The organism is Sphaerisporangium rhizosphaerae, assembly GCF_042665155.1.
Lineage (GTDB): Bacteria > Actinomycetota > Actinomycetes > Streptosporangiales > Streptosporangiaceae > Sphaerisporangium > Sphaerisporangium rhizosphaerae.
This window is the reverse complement of the sequence record NZ_JBHTCG010000035.1, coordinates 72185-89182: the sequence shown is the minus strand read 5'-3', so window position 1 is coordinate 89182 and position 16998 is coordinate 72185. Positions and strand designations below refer to the sequence as shown.

Genomic DNA, 16998 nt, shown 5'->3' with positions numbered 1-16998 from the left:
GGTGCGGCCGCGACGGCGACGTGCCCGCCGCCGCCACGGCGCGCATCGCCGCCTGGGCGCGCCGCGCCGCCGCCGCCGCCGTCGTGATCCCGCTGCTCTACTCGGTCAGCCGCTTCGCCTGGCTGGCGGGCATCCCTCTCGGCATCGACCGGGCGATGCTGCGCGGCCTGCACGAGAGCGGCGGCGTGTGGGCGGGCGCGGGCCTGGCGACCTTCGCGGTCGTCGGGGCGGTGCTCACCCTCGGGCTCGTCCAGCGCTGGGGCGAGGTCTTCCCGCGTTGGATGCCCGGGATCGCCGGGCGCCGCGTCCCGGTCCTGCTCGCCGTGATACCGGCGGCCTACGTCTCCCCCGTGGTGTTCGCGGCGGGGCTGGGCATCGTCACCTCGCCCGCGATGTGGCACATCACCGGCTACAGCGTGGTCCTGGTGATGACGCACGCGCTGTGGCCGTTGTGGGGCGTCGCACTGGCGGTCGCCACCTATGGCTACTATCTGCGGCGGCGGACGGCGTGCCGCTCCTGCGGGCGTAAGGGCTGAGCGGCCGTGCCGGTCATCTCCGACGACGCGCTCGCCGCGTGGACCCGCCGGTCGCTCGCCGGCGTCGACGAGCTGCTGCGCTCCACGCTGCGCGACCCGCGCGATCCCTTCCTCACCACCGTGGCCACGCACCTGCTGAACGCCGGCGGCAAGCGCCTGCGCCCGACCGTCGTCCTGCTGGCCGCGCGGTTCGGCGACCCCGGCCACCCCCACGTGGTGCGCGCCGCGGCGGCGGTGGAACTCATGCACGTGGCCTCGCTGTACCACGACGACGTCATGGACGAGGCTCCGGTCCGCCGCGGCGCGCCCAGCGTCAACGCGCGGTGGGGCAACCGCGTGGCCATCCTGGCCGGTGACTACCTGGTGGCCAAGGCGGGCGAACTCGCCGCGCCGCTCGGCGCCGCCGCCCTGGAGACGCAGGCCCGCATGCTGACCCGGCTGGTCACCGGCCAGCTCCGCGAGACGCTCGGGGCCGGTCGCGGCGACGACCCGGAGCGGTACTACATGAGCGTGATCGCCGACAAGACGGCCGCCCTGTTCGCGCTCGCGGCAGGACTCGGGGCGCGCGCGTCCGGAGCGACCGACCAGGCGGCCGGCGCACTGGAAGCCTACGGGGAGGCGCTGGGCATCGCGTTCCAGCTCTCCGACGACCTGCTGGACCTGTCCGAGCCGACGGCGCGGGCCGGCAAGCCGTCGAACGCCGACCTGCGCCAGGGCGTGGCCACCCTGCCCCTCCTGCGCGCCCTCGCCTCCCGCCGCTCCCGCGGGCGGGACCGCGCCCCGGAGACGCGGGGAACCGGCAGGCGCACCTCCGGCATGCCGGAAACCGGCGGGCACACCGCCGGAACACCGGAAACACGCGAGAAAGCCGACTCGGCGCTGCTGCGGCGTCAGCGGCGAGACTCGGCGCGGTTGCGGAGCATGTTCGCCTCGGGCCGGATCACCGGCGGCCGGGACGTCGCGCGGGCCGCCGAGCTGCTGCGGCGCTCGCCCGGTTTCGCGCAGGCGCACGCGGAGGCCCGGCGCCACGCCGACGACGCCCGCCGGGCGCTGGAGCCGCTGCCGCCCGGCCCCGCCCGCGACGCCCTGCGCGACCTCTGCGACCACGTCGTCTCCCGCGCCACTCCCCTGGCCCCGCCTCCTGACACCGGCCCCTGACCCGGTCTCCCGGCGCCCGCCTCCGGATGCCGGTACGCCCGGCCGGCGTCATGGCCCCCATCGGGCATGCCGGCGAGGTCACCGTCCGGCCGGATCCCTCACCGGCCCTTCCGGCATGCCGGGCACCGTCCACCACGGGCCCGGCACACCGGCGTCCTCACGGGGCCGGCGGGGCGACGAAGCCGGACTCGTAGGCGGCGATGACCGCCTGCGTGCGGTCGCGGGCCCCGAGCTTGGCCAGCACGTTGCCGACATGGGTCTTGACCGTCTCGGCCCCGACCACCAGCCGGGCGGCGATCTCGGCGTTGGACAGGCCGGTGGCCATCAGCCGCAGCACCTCCTCCTCCCGTTCGGTGAGCCGGGCCCGCCGGAGCCGGTCGGCGGCCAGCCCGCCCGGGGCGCCGCGGCCGTGCGCGCCGGCCAGGCGGCGGATCGCGGCCGGGAACACCAGCGACTCCCCCCGCGCGACCAGCCGGACGGCCTCCACGACCTCGGCCGGGCGGGTGCGCTTGAGGACGAACCCGCTGGCCCCGGCCCGCAGGGCGTCGTACACGTGGTCGTCGTTCTCGAAGGTGGTGATGACCAGGACGCGCGGCGGGGTGCCGGACGCGGCGAGCAGCCGGCGCGTGGCCTCGATGCCGTCGATGGCGGGCATGCGCACGTCCATGAGGAGCACGTCCGGCCGGGTGCGGGCGACCATCGCCATCACCTCGGCCCCGTCGGCGGCCTCGCCCACCACCTCCAGGTCGGGCTGCGCCCCGATGATCACCCGCAGGCCGACCCGGACGAGCTCCTCGTCGTCGACGATGCCCACCCGGATGGTCACGCGCCCTCCCCCTCCTCCACCGCGCCGGCCGTCCCCTCGCCGGGACGCCTCGGCCCCCCGTCCACCGGTCGTCGTACCGCCTTGCGGCCCCGCTCCGCCGGGAGCCGGACCGAGACGTGCCAGCGGCCGGACTCCTCGCCCGCCGTCATGGCGCCGCCGAGCAGGGTGACGCGCTCGCGGATGCCCGCGAGCCCTCTGCCCCCCGCCTCCCGCGCGCGCCGCCCGGTGACCGGATTGGACACCTCGATCGCCAGCGTGCGGCCGTCGGCGGCGACGCGCAGCGTCACGGGGACCGGGCCCGCGTGCCGAAGCGCGTTGGTCAGGCATTCCTGGACGATGCGGTACCCCTCCCGCGACACCGGCTCGGGCAGGCCGGCCAGCGAGCCCTCGACCCGCGTGCTGACCGCCGCGCCGGTGCCCCGCGAATGGGCGAGCAGGCCGTCGAGGTCCGCCATCCCCGGCCACGACGGCGGCTCGGGCTCGCGCAGCATGCCGAGGACGCGGTCGAGGTCCTCGGTGGCGGCGCGCCCGGTCTCCTCGATCGCGATCAGGGCCTGCCGCGCGAAGGCCGGATCGGTGTCCAGCAGGTGGAGCGCGGCACTGGCCTGCAGCATCGTCACGGTCAGCGCGTGCCCGATGGAGTCGTGCAACTCGCGGGCCAGCCGGTTGCGCTCGGCGAGCCTCGCCGCGCGCTCCTCCAGCGCGGCGATGCGCTCGGCCGCCGACGGCCCGAGCAGAACGGGCGCCATGACCGCCGCCAGCGCCCCGAGCCCGGCCACGGCGTACACGACGCCCACCAGCAGGGCGACGCCGACCGGCAGGAGCAGGCCGCCGCCCTGCTCCTCCAGCGGCCCGAGCCACGGCGGGTCCACCGTGCCGCCGGCCGCGCCCGCCCACCGCACGACGAGGATCACCCCCGTCACCAGGGGAACCAGGATCAACGCCCCGACGAGCCCGCCCACGGCGAGGTGGACGGCGAACCACAGCGCCGCCCGCGACCGGGTCTCCCAGGCCGCTCGCCCCCGCTCGGCCGTCTCGGGCGGATCGGGCAGATCGACGCCCAGCAGCGAACGCGCGGCGACGATCTCGAGCGCCCTGGTGCCGCGCAGGAACGGCGGCACCACGCCGATCGCGACCGTCAGCGCGAGCACGAGCGCCAGCACCCCGCGCGGCACCTGGCCGACAGCGAAGGTCTGCGCGAGCATGCCCGCGACCAGCAGGTACGGCAGCAGCAGCACACCGCCGAGCAGCAGATGCACCGCCCGCCGATAGGTCCCCCCACTGACCAGCGGCCTCACCGCCGCCCGCACCCGCACCCCGTCATTCTGCCCGCCCCGCCCCGGCGTCCAGGGCACGGGGAGACCCCGCGGTGCGGCATGGCCGCCGTGCGCGGTGGCGGCCTCCGGCGCCCGTCTCACCGGGCGCCGTTCAGAGCGGTGAGGTGGTGCTGCCGCGGACGACCAGGTGGGTGGCGAGTTCGACGCGGTGATGCTCCGGAGGGTCACCGGCGGCCAAGGCCATGACGAGCTCCGCGGCGGCGGCGCCCATCTTGGCCAGCGGCTGGTGCACGGTGGTCATCGGCGGGTCGGCCCACTGAGCGAGCGGCAGGTCGTCGAACCCGACGACGCTGAGGTCGCCGGGCACCCGCAGCCCCGCGCGCAGGGCCGCCTGGTACACCCCCAGGGCCTGGAGGTCGTTGCCCGCGAAGACGGCGGTGGGACGGTCCGGCAGGGCGAGCAGCGCCTCCGCCTCGGTGCGGCCGGCCTCCACGTAGAGCGGGCAGGTCCGCAGAAACCGGGGATCGACGGGGACGCCCGCGGTGTCCATGGCGGCGCGGTAGCCGTCGAACCGGGCGCGGCAGCACATCACGGTCAGCGGCCCACTGATCACCGCGATCCTGCGGTGCCCGAGCTCCAGCAGGTGCCGGGTGGCCGACAGGCCGCCGTTCCAGTTCGTCGCGCCGACCGAGGGGACCCGGTGACCCGGCTCGCCGTACGGGTCGAGCGCGACGAGCGGGATGGACCTGCTGGCGAGCTGCGCGTGCTTGTGGTCGCTCAGCTCGGCCGAGACGGCGATCACACCGGCGGGACGCCGGGCCAGGACCTCCTCGATCCATTCGCCGTGGGGAGAGTTGTGTCCTTGCATGTCCGTGACGGCCACGGTCTGGCCGTAGGACCGGGCGACCTGGTTGACACCGCGGATGAGCTCCAGCGCCCACAAGCTGTCGACGGCCTGGAAGAGGATCTCGATGATGGCCGTGGACTCGGCCCGCTCCGGCCGGCGCTGCCAGCCGTGCTCGTGGATCAGCTCCTCGATCCGCCGCCGTGTGGCCACCGACACGCCGGAGCGTCCGTTGATCACCTTGGACACGGTCGGCGGGGACACCCCGGCCAGCGCGGCGATCTGCGCGACCGTGACCTCCTGGCGGCGCCGCGGTCCCATCTCGACGGGAGGGCCTGTGCTGGTCACAGATGGAGTCTACGGAACGAGCACGAAGCATTCGTGAAATGTTCAGAATCATTCGTGAAATCGATGCGGTGACCTGCGGCAGAGCGACCGGTTCGCCCGAGAGGTGTCCTCCGATCCCGTCTCATCCCCATGATGCGGTAACGAACCATGAAGGCCGGAGGTGTTCATCATGAAGAGACCAGGCTGGAGGGGCCGCCCCCGGGCGGCACTGTCCATGGCGCTCGCCGTCGGGGTGGCGTCGTTCGCCGTCGTGACCGCGACGAGCCCGGTGCAGGCCCTCGCCCGCCCGCCGCTCGGACAGAGCATCAAGGTCAACCAGGTGGCCTACGCGCCGGGCATGGCCAAGCAGGCGACCGTCGTCACCTCCTCCTCCTCGCCGCTGACCTGGAGCCTGCTCAACGGCTCCGACCAGGTGGTGGCGACGGGGACCACGACCGTCTTCGGGCAGGACGGCCCGTCGGGCGACACGGTTCACAAGATCGACTTCTCCTCGTACACCGGAACGGGCACCAACTTCGTGCTCACCGTGGGCAACGAGTCCAGCCGGGCCTTCGACATCGGCGCCGACGCCTGGAAGAAGCTGCCCTACGACGCGCTGGCGTTCTTCTACCACCAGCGCAGCGGCATCGCGATCGACGCGCAGTACGTGGGAAGCCAGTACGCCCGGCCCGCCGGCCACCTGAACCTCTCGCCCAACCAGGGCGACGACAACGTGCCCTGCCGCAGCGGCTGCGGATACCGGCTCGACGTGCGCGGCGGCTGGTACGACGCGGGAGACCACGGCAAGTACGTGGTCAACGGCGGCATGTCGGCCTGGCAGCTGGTCAACATCTACGAGCGGGCCAAGTACGTCTCCGGCGCGAACAGCACGGCGTTCGGCGACGGCACCATGGCGATCCCCGAGCGGGGCAACGGCGTGCCCGACATCCTCGACGAGGCGCGCTGGGAGATCGACTTCATGCTGAAGATGCAGGTCCCGGACGGGCAGCCGCTCGCCGGCATGGCACACGCCAAGATCCACGACCAGGCGTGGACCGGCCTGCCGCTGCGCCCCGACCAGGACCCCCAGCCCCGCCTGCTGTCCGCGCCCACCACCGCCGCCACGCTGAACCTGGCCGCGTCCGCCGCGCAGTGCGCCCGGGTGTGGACCTCCGTCAACTCCACCTTCTCCAGCCGCTGCCTCACCGCCGCGGAGAAGGCGTACGCGGCGGCCAAGGCCAATCCGTCCGTCATCGCCCCGAGCAACGACGACCAGGGCGGCGGCTCCTACGTCGACACCAAGGTCACCGACGAGTTCTACTGGGCGGCCGCCGAGCTGTACGTCACCACGGGCAAGCAGACCTACCGCGACGACCTCACCCGATCGTCCCTCTACTACGGCAGGAGCTTCACCAACGAGGGCGCGCAGTGGTCGGAGGTCGGCTCGCTCGGCGACATCACCCTCGCGCTCGTGCCGAACGGCCTGACCTCCGCCATCGGCCAGCAGTTACGCGACCGTTTCGTCAGCAACGGCGACACGCTGCTCGCCGCGATGCGCGGACAGGGCTACCCGGTGCCGTTCGCGCCCTCGGGCGGAGGCTACATCTGGGGCTCGAACAACCTGATACTCAACAACGCCGCCCTGCTCGCGCTCGCCTACGACTTCAGCGGGCAGGAGCGCTTTCGCACCGGCGTGTTCGAGACGATGGCCTACGAGTTCGGGCGCAACCCGCTGGGCCAGTCGTATGTGACCGGGTACGGCGACCAGCCCTCGCGCAACGTCCACCACCGATTCTGGGCACACCAGCTCGACTCCTCACTGCCCATCGCACCGCCCGGCGCGCTCGCCGGCGGCCCCAACAGCGGGCTGCAGGACCCGGTCGCCCAGGCCCGGCTCAGCGGGTGCAGGCCGCAGAAGTGCTACCTCGACGACATCGAGGCATGGTCGGTCAACGAGGTCGCGATCAACTGGAACGCGGTGCTGGCGTGGGTGAGCGCCTGGACCGCGGAGAAGGCCGGCCCGTCCCCGAGCCCGTCGCCCTCCGCGACCCCCACCCCCACTCCCACCCCGACCCCGACGCCGACGGTCTCCGCGACGCCCACCCCCAGCCCGTCGCCGTCCCCGAGCCCCAGTCCCTCGCCGTCACCTTCCCCCTCGCCGAGCCCGTCGCCGTCGGGGAACACCGGTGACGCCTGCACCGCGACGTACGCCCTCACCAACCAGTGGCCCGGCGGCTTCGGGGCGACCGTCACCGTGAAGAACACCGGGACCGCCACGATCAGCGGATGGACGGCCGCCTGGACCTTCCCCAACGGCCAGACGATCACCCAGCTCTGGAACGCCTCGTACACGGTGAGCGGATCCAACGTGAAGGCCGCGAACCTGTCCTGGAACGGCACGCTCGGGGCCGGCGCCTCCACCTCGTTCGGCTTCAACGGCTCCTGGAACGGCACCAACGCGATTCCGTCCCAGGTGACCTGCACTCCCGCCTGACGGACGCGGCCCCGCGCGACGACTTCCGGCGCGGGGCCGGCCTATGGCAAAAATGCAGTAGTGACCGATCCGGCCGGAAATGTGAGGATTGGAGTCGTTTGCCGTTGAGTGAATAGGTGAAAGCATGTCAGACGAGCACGGCCGCAGGGCGCTGGTGGTACGGGGTGGCTGGGAAGGGCACGTCCCGGTGGAGGCCACCGACCTCTTCATCCCCTTCCTGGAGAAGCAGGGATTCGAGGTACATCGAGCGGAGTCACCAGCCCCCTACGCGGATCCCGCGTTCATGTCCGGGGTCGACCTCATCGTGCAGTGCTACACCATGGGCACGATCGAGCCGGAGGAACTGCGGGGGCTGGAGGCCGCCGTCCGCGCCGGCACGGGACTCGCGGGCTGGCACGGCGGCATCGCCGACTCCTTCCGCGCCTCCTCCGACTACCTGCATCTCATCGGCGGGCAGTTCGCCTGCCATCCAGGAAAGGACCCGGCCGAGCGGGAAGGCTCCCCGGCCGACAACTTCGTCCCCTACACCGTGAACATCCTGCCCGAGGCGAGCACCCACCCCATCACGGCGGGCATCGCGGACTTCGACCTGGTGACCGAGCAGTACTGGGTGCTGGCCGACGACTACGTCGACGTGCTGGCCACCACGACGCAGAAGGTCCGCCCGTGGGACCCCTGGCACCGCGAGGTCACCTCGCCCGCGATCTGGACCCGCCTGTGGGGCGACGGGAAGATCTTCGTCGCGACCCCGGGACACAGCCTGGACGTCCTGAACGACGACAACGTGCGCACCATCATCGAGAGGGGGATGCTGTGGGCGAGCCGGTGAACGTCGGCGTCGTCGGGTGCGGCGTCATCTTCGCCCAGTACGGCCAGACCATCGAACGGCTGCCGGGGCTGCGGCTGACGGCGGTGGCCGACCTGGACCTCGAACGGGCCAGGGAGGCCGTGCGGCCCTACCCGGGCGTCGAGGTGCTGAGCGTGGCCGAGTTGATGGCCGACCCGCGCATCGACGTGGTGCTCAACCTCACCATCCCCGCCGCGCACGCCGAGGTCGCGTTGCTGGCCATCGCGGCCGGCAAGGACGTCTACTGCGAGAAGCCCCTGGCCGCGAACGCCGTGGACGCCGCCCGGGTGCTGCGCGCCGCCGCCGACGCCGGGGTGCGCGTGGGGTGCGCGCCCGACACGGTGCTCGGCGTCGGCACCCAGACGGCCCGCAAGGCCATCGACGACGGCCTGATCGGCAGGCCGGTCGCCGCGACCGCGACCATGATGACCCCCGGCCACGAGATGTGGCACCCCAACCCCGACTTCTACTACGCCCCCGGCGGCGGCCCGCTCCTGGACATGGGCCCTTACTACATCACCAGCCTGATCACCCTGCTCGGGCCGGTGACGACGGTCGTCGGCGCCGCCGGGCGCACCCGGGACAAGCGCGTCATCGCCTCGGGCCCCCGCCGCGGAGAGGAGATCCCGGTCACCATCGACACCCACGTCACCGGCGTGCTCGTCCACGCGTCGGGGGCGATGTCCACGCTGGTGATGAGCTTCGACGGGGCGGCGACCACCGCGCCCAAGATCGAGGTGCACGGCGAGCAGGGCTCGCTCTCGGTGCCCGATCCGAACCACTTCGACGGGCCGGTCATGCTGGCGAAGGTCGACGAGCGGAGCTGGGAGCCCCTTCCCGTCTCGGCCGGCTACCTCGAGGCCGGGCGCGGGGTGGGGCTGGCGGATTTCGCGGCGACCCCGGCGGGCCGGGAGCCCCGCGCGGGCGGGACGCTGGCCTACCACGTGCTGGAGGTCATGGAGTCCCTGCTGTCCGCCGCGCACTCGGGGACCGCGGTGACGCTCACCAGCACCTGCGAACGTCCTCTTCCCGTCGCCCTGCAGCCGGCCGGGTGAGCGGCCGCGCGCGCTCGCGGCAGGTGACCGGCCGCACGCGCCACAGCGGCAGGTGAGCGACCGCGCGCACCGCACCGCAGGTCCTCGTCGCGGGGCGCCCTCGCCCCGCGACGGCGACCTCGGCGTGACCTCGCGCTCCGGCCCGGCCGGTGAGGCTACCGGCGGCGGCCGCGGGGCTTCAGGCGGATGGTGGGCAGCGGCGGGGCGGGGATGCGGGCGAGGGCGGTGCCGCCGACGTCACCGAACGCGGCGCCCTGCTCCCACTCCTTGCGAAAGCGCTCGATCTCCTGCTGGTCACGGCCGACGAAGTTCCACCACATGAGGATCTCCTCCTCGAACGGCTCGCCGCCGAGCAGCAGCGCCCGGCCCTGCCCCGCAGAGGCCAGGGCGATCTCGGAGCGTCCGCTGCCCAGGTAGAGCAGCGGGCCGGGGGTCAGGCGCGTCCCGTCGGCCTCGACCTCGCCGGACAGGGTCAGCACCGCGTACTCGAAATCGGGGCGCAGGGGCAGCGTGATGGCCGACCGGTCGTCGAAGGCGACCTCGGCGCCGGTCAGCGGGCTGTGGACGCGGGCCGGCGACACCAGCCCGGCGAGCTCTCCGGCGAAGACGGTCACCTCGACGCCGGGCGCGACCAGCCGCGGCAGGTCCGCGTGGTGCTCGAAGGACGGTTCGGTATGGCGGGACGCGCCGGGGAGCGCCACCCACAGCTGCACGCCGTGGATCACCGAGTCCGGCCGCACCGACTCCTCGGAGTGGGCGATGGCGCGGCCGGCCGTCATGATGTTCAACCGGCCCGGACCGATGAGCTGCTCGCTGCCGACGCTGTCGCGGTGCAGCACCTCGCCCTCCAGCAGCCACGTCACCGTCTGCAGGCCCGTGTGCGGGTGCGGGCCGACGCTCATGGTGGCCCGCTCGGGGCCGTAGTGGTCGAGGAAGCACCAGGCGCCGACCATGCGGCGTTCGCGGCCGGGCAGCGTGCGGGTCACCTTGATGCCGCGCGTGCCGCCGAGGACGACGTCACGGCCGGCCAGCAGCTCGCGGACCGGTCCTTCTGCGGCCTCGCCCTCGCCGCCGCAGGCGGTCTCGTGCGGTTCCCGTTCCAGATTGCTCACCCGTGAACAATACGATCCGCCGACCGATGCCCGGAATGTCCCACTACCTGCGCCGCGGTCCCCTGCCCGCCCCGCCCTGGCGTCCCGGCGTCCCGCGTCTCCCAGGCACCGAAGCGTCCTGGGCGTCCCGGGGCGTCCGCCGCGGGACGGGGACGCCACGGGCCGGCGGGCGGCGCGGCTACTCGACGGTGACGCTCTTGGCGAGGTTGCGCGGCTTGTCGACGTCGCGTTCGAGGGCGACGGCGGCGTGGTAGGCGAACAGCTGCAGGGGGATGCCGAGCAGGATCGGGTCCAGCTCGACCTCGTTCTTCGGGACCACGATGACGTCCTCGGCCAGCTTGGCGTCGGGGACGCGGTGGCCGACCATGAGCACCTTGCCGCCGCGGGCGCGGATCTCGCCGAGGGTGGTGAGGTTCTTGTCGAGCAGTTCGTCGTCGGGCACGATGGCCACGGTCGGCATGTCGGGGCCGATGAGGGCCAGCGGGCCGTGCTTGAGCTCGCTCGCCGGGTAGGCCTCGGCGTGCACGTAGGAGACCTCCTTGAGCTTCTGGGCGCCCTCGCGGGCCACCGGGTAGCCGCGCACGCGGCCGACGAACATCATGCTCGGGTGCGGGGCGTACTTGCGGGCCAGGGCCTCGATGGCGTCGTTCTGCTTGACGATCTCGGCGATCTGGTCGGGCAGCCTCTGCAGGCCCTCGACGATGCGCCGCCCGTCGGCGGGCGACAGGTCGTGGACCCGGCCGAAGTGCAGGGCGATGAGCGCGAACGCCACGGCGGTGGAGGTGAAGGCCTTGGTGGAGGCCACCGAGACCTCCGGCCCCGCGTGCAGGTAGACACCGCCGTCCACCTCGCGGGCGATCGCGCTGCCGACGGCGTTGACGACGCCGAGCACCCGGCCGCCCTTGCGCTTGAGCTCCTGCACGGCGGCCAGGGTGTCGTAGGTCTCCCCCGACTGGCTGACCGCGACGTACAGGGTGTCGTGCTCGACCACGGGGCTGCGGTAGCGGAACTCCGAGGCGGGCTCGGCGTCGGCGGGGATGCGGGCGAGCTCCTCGATGAGCTGGGCGCCGATCTGGCCGGCGTAGTAGGCGGAACCGCAGCCGATGATCTTCACGCGGCGGAAGGCGCGGGTCTCGCGGGCGTCGAGGTTCAGCCCGCCCAGGTGGGCGATGTTGAACCGGCCGTCCAGGCGGCCGCTCAGCGTGCGGGCGACCGACTCGGGCTGGTCGGAGATCTCCTTGAGCAGGTAGTGCTCGTAGCCGCCGGTGTCGTAGTGGCCGGCGTCCCAGTCGACGGTCAGCGGCTCCTTGGAGGTGGCGCGGGCGTCCATGGTGAAGGTGCGGAACCCGTCGGCCTTGAGCACGGCCAGTTCGCCGTCCTCCAGGTGCACCACCTGCCGGGTGTAGCGGATGAGGGCGGCCACGTCGGAGGCGGCGAACATCTCCTTCTCGCCGATGCCGATGACGATCGGGCTGCCGTTGCGGGCGACGACGATCTCGCCGGCGCGCTGGGCGTCCAGCACGGCGATGCCGTAGGTGCCGACGATGCTCTTGAGCGCCTTGCGGACCGCCTCCTCCAGGGAGTCGGTGTCCTCGACGGTGCGGGCGATGAGGTGGGCGAGCACCTCGGTGTCGGTCTCGGAGAGGAAGACCGCGCCGTCGGCGACGAGCTTGGCCCGCAGCTCGCCGGCGTTCTCGATGATGCCGTTGTGGACGACCGCGATGCGCTGCGCCGTGTCGAGGTGGGGGTGGGCGTTGACGTCGTTGGGCACGCCGTGGGTCGCCCAGCGGGTGTGGCCGATGCCGAGGCCGCCCTTGAACCGCGCGGGCACGGCCGCCGCCAGGTCGGCCACCCTGCCCTTGACCTTGCGCATCTTCAGGCCCTTGTTGCCGACGACGAGACCGGCCGAGTCGTAGCCGCGGTACTCCAGCCGCTGCAGGCCCTCCAGCAGGATCGGCGCCGCGTCCTTCGGCCCGACGTAAGCCACGATTCCACACATATAGATCTCCTTGGCGTTAGCCGTAAACGATGCGGCGCAGTTGGCGCAACGACAGCCCGGGAGCCGCGACGGGGCGGGCGGAGAGCTCGGCGGCGATGGTGGGGAAGATCTGCTCGTTGGTCATGCCGCGCGCCTTCATCTCGCCGTGGCGGCGGCGGACGTACTCCTCCAGGGACTCCGAGAAGTACGCCACGACCTCGGCGACCACCCGTGCCGCCTCTCCCGGGCGAAGCAGGGTGGTGCGGGTCAGATGCGCGATCAGATCTTCGTGGGAATGCTGCCGTGCCGTTGACACAGGGCGAGACTTTACGCAGGAAAACGGCGGCACGCCAAGAATCCTGCCCGATTCCGGGCAACGATACGCACCCGAGCGTCTCGATCCAGCCCCATCTCGCCGCGCCGCGCCCCTGGTGCGGGTGCGATTCCGCCCTCCGGTACGCACCCCTGTTCCGCGTGGACTGTGCACGCGCGGCCCGGGGACGCGCTAGAGTCATCTGCGTACCCGGAGAGCGGTTCCCTCCGAGGTCATGCGGACGTGGCTCAGCTGGTAGAGCATCACCTTGCCAAGGTGAGGGTCGCGGGTTCGAATCCCGTCGTCCGCTCGGAAAGATCCTGGTGGAGTGGCCGAGAGGCGAGGCAGCGGCCTGCAAAGCCGCGTACACGGGTTCAAATCCCGTCTCCACCTCGACGGGATCTCGCACCGCCGGGATCCGGTAAAGTTGAAAGGCATCGCACGGGCGTCACCGCCCGGGTGATCATGCGGACGTGGCTCAGCTGGTAGAGCATCACCTTGCCAAGGTGAGGGTCGCGGGTTCGAATCCCGTCGTCCGCTCTGATCTTCATCGAGGGCGATTAGCTCAGTGGGAGAGCGCTACCTTGACACGGTAGAGGCCACTGGTTCAATCCCAGTATCGCCCACCACCTCCATCCCCAGGCCGCACGGCCTGGGGATTTTCACGTTCACGTCCTCGCCCGCTCCTCCTCGGTGGCGAGCCGTCCGGGTTCGCGAGGCGGGCGATCAGGTCGCGCCGTCGATCGAGGCCGTGGCCTGCGGGGCCGGCGGCTGGGCGGGGTGCCCGGGGGCGGCCCTCCCCCGGCGGATGAGGTACTCGGCGACGGCCAGGGCGGCGGCTCCGAGCAGCACCTCGCTGACCGTGGAGACCAGGCGGCTGGCCACCGCCACCACGGCGGCGGCCGGGGCGGGCAGGACGACGCTCAGCGCCGCCGTCAGCACCGCCTCGCGGACGCCGATGCCGTCGGGGATGAACACGGCCGCGATGCCGATCGTCGTGGCCAGGGTGAACGCCCCGACGCACAGCGCGAGCGACCGGGCCGCGGGCGCGCCCATGGCGATGGCCAGCGGCCACAGGTGCAGCCCGGTGACCACCCACGACAGGCTCTGCCAGCCGACCGCCAGCCGCACCCCGCGGACCGAGGCGGCCTTGGCCGCCGTGGGCCGGCGCAGCAGCCGCAGCAGCAGCGCGGACCCGTGGTTGATCAGTTGCGGCCGCACCAGGACGACCACGATGAGCACGGCGGCGCCCGCCAGCCATGCCGCCTGCGCGCCGAGCATCTGCACGCCCGCCAGCAGCCCGACCGTGAACCCGCTCAGCAGCACCAGGCTCATGACCACCGCCGCCGTGCTGATCAGCCGGGCGAAGGTGACGCCGTTGGCGGTGGCGACCTTGGTGATGGCGATGATGCCGGGCACCCTTCCCGGCACGTACTTCGACAGGAAGCCCACGAAGAAGATGCGCACCACGCGCGGCTCGCTGACCGGCGGGCCGATCTCCAGCAGCACCACCCGCCAGGCCAGGAACCCGAACGACAACCCGGCCATGCTGGCCACCAGCGCGCCGGCCAGCAGCAGGGTGATCTGCGCCGGGTCGCGCCGGGTGAACAGGACGCCGACCACCCCCCAGTCGAGGCGGGACAGCGTCAGCGCGATGGCGCCCGCGACGGCCAGCGCGAAGGCCGCGATCAACGCCCGCTTCAGCGGGCGGGGCAGGCGCGGCAGCCGCAGCCGCCGCAGCGGCCCCGGTATCCGGGGAGGCCGGAACCGCCGTGCCGGTGGGGGGACGCTGCTCGCGCTCACTCGCGCGCACCGGCCGTCGAGGCCGGGGACAGGCCGGTCCTGACCGGCTCGCCCTGCCGGCGGGCCAGTTCGTAGGCGACGCGTAGCAGCCCCACGCAGGCGCCGAGGAAGAACGCGGTGTGGAAGCACAGCTGCATCCAGCTCACCCACAGGGCGAAGCGGGCGCCCCGGTACCGGTAGGTGAACCCGATGAACCTGCTGTTCATTCGCAGGAACACCGCCAGCGTCGCCGCCGGCACGAGCAGCAGCCAGGGGCTGAGCAGGGCGAGCGGCAGCGTGAGGAAGGTCGCCGTCGCCGAGGCGGAGGAGACCCGCGGCGGCTTGCGGCGCCTGTGCTGGCCGGTCCCGATCATGTTGAGCTGGAAGCCGACCCGGCCCTCCCCGCGCAGCCGCCGCGCCCGCACCATGATCAGCGGAAGCGTGGTCGAGCGGACGAACCGCTCCACCAGGCACCCCCAGAACCGGTCCTCGTCGTCGGCGCGGGTGACCACCGAGGTGTCCACCACCAGCCGGTAGCGGGACGGGACCCGCGTGCCGAACTCGAAGTCCTCGCCGTCGCGCAGCCGCTCGTCCAGGCGCCCCGCCTCCTCGAAGACGTGGCGCGGGATCAGCGTGCAGGACAGGAACGTCGCGGTGGTCTGGCTGCGCTCGTAGTGCTCGCAGATGACCCGGTACCGCTCCACGGGGCCGTCGTCGTACAGCGGCTCCTTGTCGTAGATGCCCTGCACCATCCCCGCGTCGGGCGTCCGCCGGTAGGCCCTGACCGCGTTGTGGACGGCGTCCGGCGCGAGCGCGGTGTCGGAGTCCACGAAGAACAGCAGCGGGGCGGAACTGCTCGCCACGCCGAGGTTGCGCGCGCCGGCCGGGCCCTGGTTGCGCGGCGGCTCGACGATCGTGCACGGGAACTCCCGCGCGATGTCCAGTGAGCCGTCGGTGCTGACGTCGTCGACGACGATCACCTCGGCCGCCGGGTAGGTCTGCGCGTACACCGATTCCAGGCAGGCGCGGAGGGTCTTTTTCTTGTTGTAGTTGGGCACGATGACCGCGACATCACCACGCCAGGCCATCTCGTCAGGCATATCCGTTCCCTTCGTCGGTAAGGTCACCGGCCGTGCCCCGCGCGCCGGTCAGGACACCGACATGACCACGCGCTGGGCCCGATGGTCGGACAGCCCCGCCGGGCCGGGCAGCTCGTAGCGGTGCACGGCCACGTCGGGGGTGGTGTACAGCCAGTCGATCCGCCACAGCTCGGCGGTCCCGGCCAGGTAGGTCGCCGGATAGAGGGACGAGAGCGCCGGTGTCCGGTCGACCAGCCGCTCGGGGAGCAGGCGGCGGATGCCCATCGCCGGGGAGGTGTTGAGGTCGCCGGCGAGCACCACGGGGTTGCGGTTGGCCGCGATGTCCGCGCTGATCGCCCGGAAGCTCGCCTCGCGCCGCAGGGTGTGACTGTGATCGAGGTCGCGCGACTCGGCGCTCCAGAGCCGCCATTCGGTCGGCGGCTGGGAGATCTGGCCGTCGTAGAAGGAGACCACCTTCCCGCCGACCTCGATGTCGGTGCGCAGCGTCTCGACCGTGTAGCCCTCGGTCCAGGCGCGCAGCGCCTCGGGGATCGGCTTCTGGTCGGCCGGCAGCCACGGGCGCACGTCCAGGCCGCGGTGGGCGACGATGGGGAACCGCGACAGCGTGATCTGCTCGCCGGACACCGCGATGTGGTAGCCGGGGAACTCCCGGCGCAGCTCGGCCGTCTTGTCGATGCGCTCGGCCAGGTCGGCCGTCCAGCGCTGCGAGGTCATGTCGCCCGCCGCGGTGTCGACGTAGAGGTACTCCATCAGCAGGTAGACATCGGCGTTCAGGCTGTGCAGGTAGGCGTAGAACTCGGGGGAATACCGGTCGCCCTCGGCGGTGCGCCAGTCCTGGTCCCAGAACTCGGTGTTCCAGGCGGCCACGGTGATGGCCCCCGGCGGGGCGGGCGGCGGCGTGTACCACAGGGTTTCGTAGTTCACCCCGCTCCGCCCGGCGCCGAGCAGCACGGTGACCAGCAGCAGCGACATGATGCGCCAGCGGACCGGTCGGGCCAGCGGCGCCACGAGCATCAGCGCCACCGGGACCGCGAGGAACAGCAGCGGCGGGATCAGGTCGATCGGCGCCCACAGTGAGGTGCGCCCGCTGGCCAGCAGGTGGCACACCACGAACACCAGCCACGCCACGGAGGCGGTAACGACGAGCTTGGTGCCCAGGCACCATCGCCGTCGCGGGCGGATAGCACGCCCGAGGCGCGTCGCCCAGCCCGCACCGGGCTCGGACGGCGGGCTGAGGGGCTGCTCCTCGATCACGGCGTCCCGGTCGCGCATCGACACCATCCTCGGAGAGATCGACACCATTCTCGGTGCGTGGGTCGGCGTCGAACGTATTGACGCGGTCTTGTCGC

The 16998-nt window shown here is 72.7% G+C and carries 13 protein-coding genes, 4 tRNA genes and 1 pseudogene; 9 read left to right on the top strand and 9 right to left on the bottom strand.

Features of this window, described 5'->3' with window-relative positions:
* Positions 1 to 536 (top strand): annotated as a pseudogene (locus tag ACFQSB_RS33980) (hypothetical protein); the annotation flags it as partial.
* A 6-nt stretch (positions 537 to 542) separates the two neighbouring features.
* The gene (locus tag ACFQSB_RS33975; protein ID WP_380830913.1) at positions 543 to 1694 is read left to right on the top strand and encodes a polyprenyl synthetase family protein; all 1152 of its coding nucleotides are present in this window, start codon (positions 543 to 545) and stop codon (positions 1692 to 1694) included.
* 157 nt (positions 1695 to 1851) lie between these two features.
* Here ACFQSB_RS33975 and ACFQSB_RS33970 read toward each other — a convergent pair whose 3' ends face one another.
* The 3 genes from ACFQSB_RS33970 to ACFQSB_RS33960 all read right to left on the bottom strand — a co-directional run bounded on the left by ACFQSB_RS33970 (position 1852) and on the right by ACFQSB_RS33960 (position 4989).
* Positions 1852 to 2520: a response regulator gene (locus tag ACFQSB_RS33970; protein ID WP_380830912.1), complete on the bottom strand. Its 669-nt coding sequence runs from the start codon at positions 2518 to 2520 to the stop codon at positions 1852 to 1854.
* Positions 2517 to 3779, bottom strand: a complete 1263-nt coding sequence (locus ACFQSB_RS33965; RefSeq protein WP_380830911.1) for a sensor histidine kinase — start codon at positions 3777 to 3779, stop codon at positions 2517 to 2519. Before ACFQSB_RS33965 ends, ACFQSB_RS33970 begins: the two co-directional genes overlap by 4 nt.
* Positions 3780 to 3948: 169 nt before the next feature.
* The gene (locus tag ACFQSB_RS33960; protein ID WP_380830910.1) at positions 3949 to 4989 is read right to left on the bottom strand and encodes a LacI family DNA-binding transcriptional regulator; all 1041 of its coding nucleotides are present in this window, start codon (positions 4987 to 4989) and stop codon (positions 3949 to 3951) included.
* Positions 4990 to 5158: 169 nt separating this feature from the next.
* Here ACFQSB_RS33960 and ACFQSB_RS33955 point away from each other — a divergent pair, with 169 nt between their 5' ends.
* The 3 genes from ACFQSB_RS33955 (at position 5159) to ACFQSB_RS33945 (ending at position 9364) form a co-directional block, all read left to right on the top strand.
* Complete coding sequence (locus ACFQSB_RS33955; protein ID WP_380830909.1) at positions 5159 to 7462, top strand: glycoside hydrolase family 9 protein; 2304 nt, start codon at positions 5159 to 5161, stop codon at positions 7460 to 7462.
* Between the two features lie 124 nt (positions 7463 to 7586).
* Positions 7587 to 8291, top strand: coding sequence for a ThuA domain-containing protein (locus tag ACFQSB_RS33950; protein ID WP_380830908.1), 705 nt, complete (start codon positions 7587 to 7589; stop codon positions 8289 to 8291).
* On the top strand, positions 8276 to 9364 hold the full coding sequence (locus tag ACFQSB_RS33945) for a Gfo/Idh/MocA family protein (RefSeq protein WP_380830907.1): 1089 nt from the start codon (positions 8276 to 8278) through the stop codon (positions 9362 to 9364). Before ACFQSB_RS33950 ends, ACFQSB_RS33945 begins: the two co-directional genes overlap by 16 nt.
* A 155-nt stretch (positions 9365 to 9519) precedes the next feature.
* Here the strand turns inward: ACFQSB_RS33945 and ACFQSB_RS33940 are convergent, their stop codons facing one another.
* The 3 genes from ACFQSB_RS33940 to ACFQSB_RS33930 form a co-directional block, all read right to left on the bottom strand.
* Positions 9520 to 10476 (bottom strand): pirin family protein, encoded by a 957-nt coding sequence (locus ACFQSB_RS33940; protein ID WP_380830906.1) that lies wholly within the window; start codon positions 10474 to 10476, stop codon positions 9520 to 9522.
* Positions 10477 to 10654: 178 nt separating this feature from the next.
* On the bottom strand, positions 10655 to 12475 hold the full coding sequence (gene glmS, locus ACFQSB_RS33935; protein WP_380830905.1) for a glutamine--fructose-6-phosphate transaminase (isomerizing): 1821 nt from the start codon (positions 12473 to 12475) through the stop codon (positions 10655 to 10657).
* A gap of 16 nt (positions 12476 to 12491) precedes the next feature.
* Positions 12492 to 12770, bottom strand: a complete 279-nt coding sequence (locus ACFQSB_RS33930; protein ID WP_354849060.1) for a hypothetical protein — start codon at positions 12768 to 12770, stop codon at positions 12492 to 12494.
* A 234-nt stretch (positions 12771 to 13004) separates the two neighbouring features.
* On the opposite strand from ACFQSB_RS33930, the gene ACFQSB_RS33925 reads away from it, so the two are divergent.
* The 4 genes from ACFQSB_RS33925 to ACFQSB_RS33910 all read left to right on the top strand — a co-directional run bounded on the left by ACFQSB_RS33925 (position 13005) and on the right by ACFQSB_RS33910 (position 13396).
* Positions 13005 to 13077 (top strand) — tRNA-Gly (locus tag ACFQSB_RS33925).
* A 12-nt stretch (positions 13078 to 13089) separates the two neighbouring features.
* A tRNA-Cys gene (locus tag ACFQSB_RS33920) sits at positions 13090 to 13160 on the top strand.
* Positions 13161 to 13234: 74 nt separating this feature from the next.
* Positions 13235 to 13307, top strand: a tRNA-Gly gene (locus ACFQSB_RS33915).
* 14 nt (positions 13308 to 13321) lie between these two features.
* Positions 13322 to 13396, top strand: a tRNA-Val gene (locus ACFQSB_RS33910).
* 97 nt (positions 13397 to 13493) lie between these two features.
* Here ACFQSB_RS33910 and ACFQSB_RS33905 read toward each other — a convergent pair.
* The 3 genes from ACFQSB_RS33905 to ACFQSB_RS33895 are packed head-to-tail and all read right to left on the bottom strand — an operon-like array spanning position 13494 to position 16921.
* Entirely contained in the window at positions 13494 to 14570 is a 1077-nt protein-coding gene (locus ACFQSB_RS33905; RefSeq protein ID WP_354921222.1) for a lysylphosphatidylglycerol synthase domain-containing protein, read from the bottom strand.
* A complete protein-coding gene (locus ACFQSB_RS33900) occupies positions 14567 to 15649 on the bottom strand; it encodes a glycosyltransferase family 2 protein (protein ID WP_380830904.1) in 1083 nt (360 codons plus the stop codon). The genes ACFQSB_RS33905 and ACFQSB_RS33900 overlap by 4 nt, the downstream gene beginning before the upstream one ends.
* Positions 15650 to 15697: 48 nt before the next feature.
* Positions 15698 to 16921: an endonuclease/exonuclease/phosphatase family protein gene (locus ACFQSB_RS33895; protein WP_380830903.1), complete on the bottom strand. Its 1224-nt coding sequence runs from the start codon at positions 16919 to 16921 to the stop codon at positions 15698 to 15700.
* Positions 16922 to 16998: the final 77 nt, after the last annotated feature.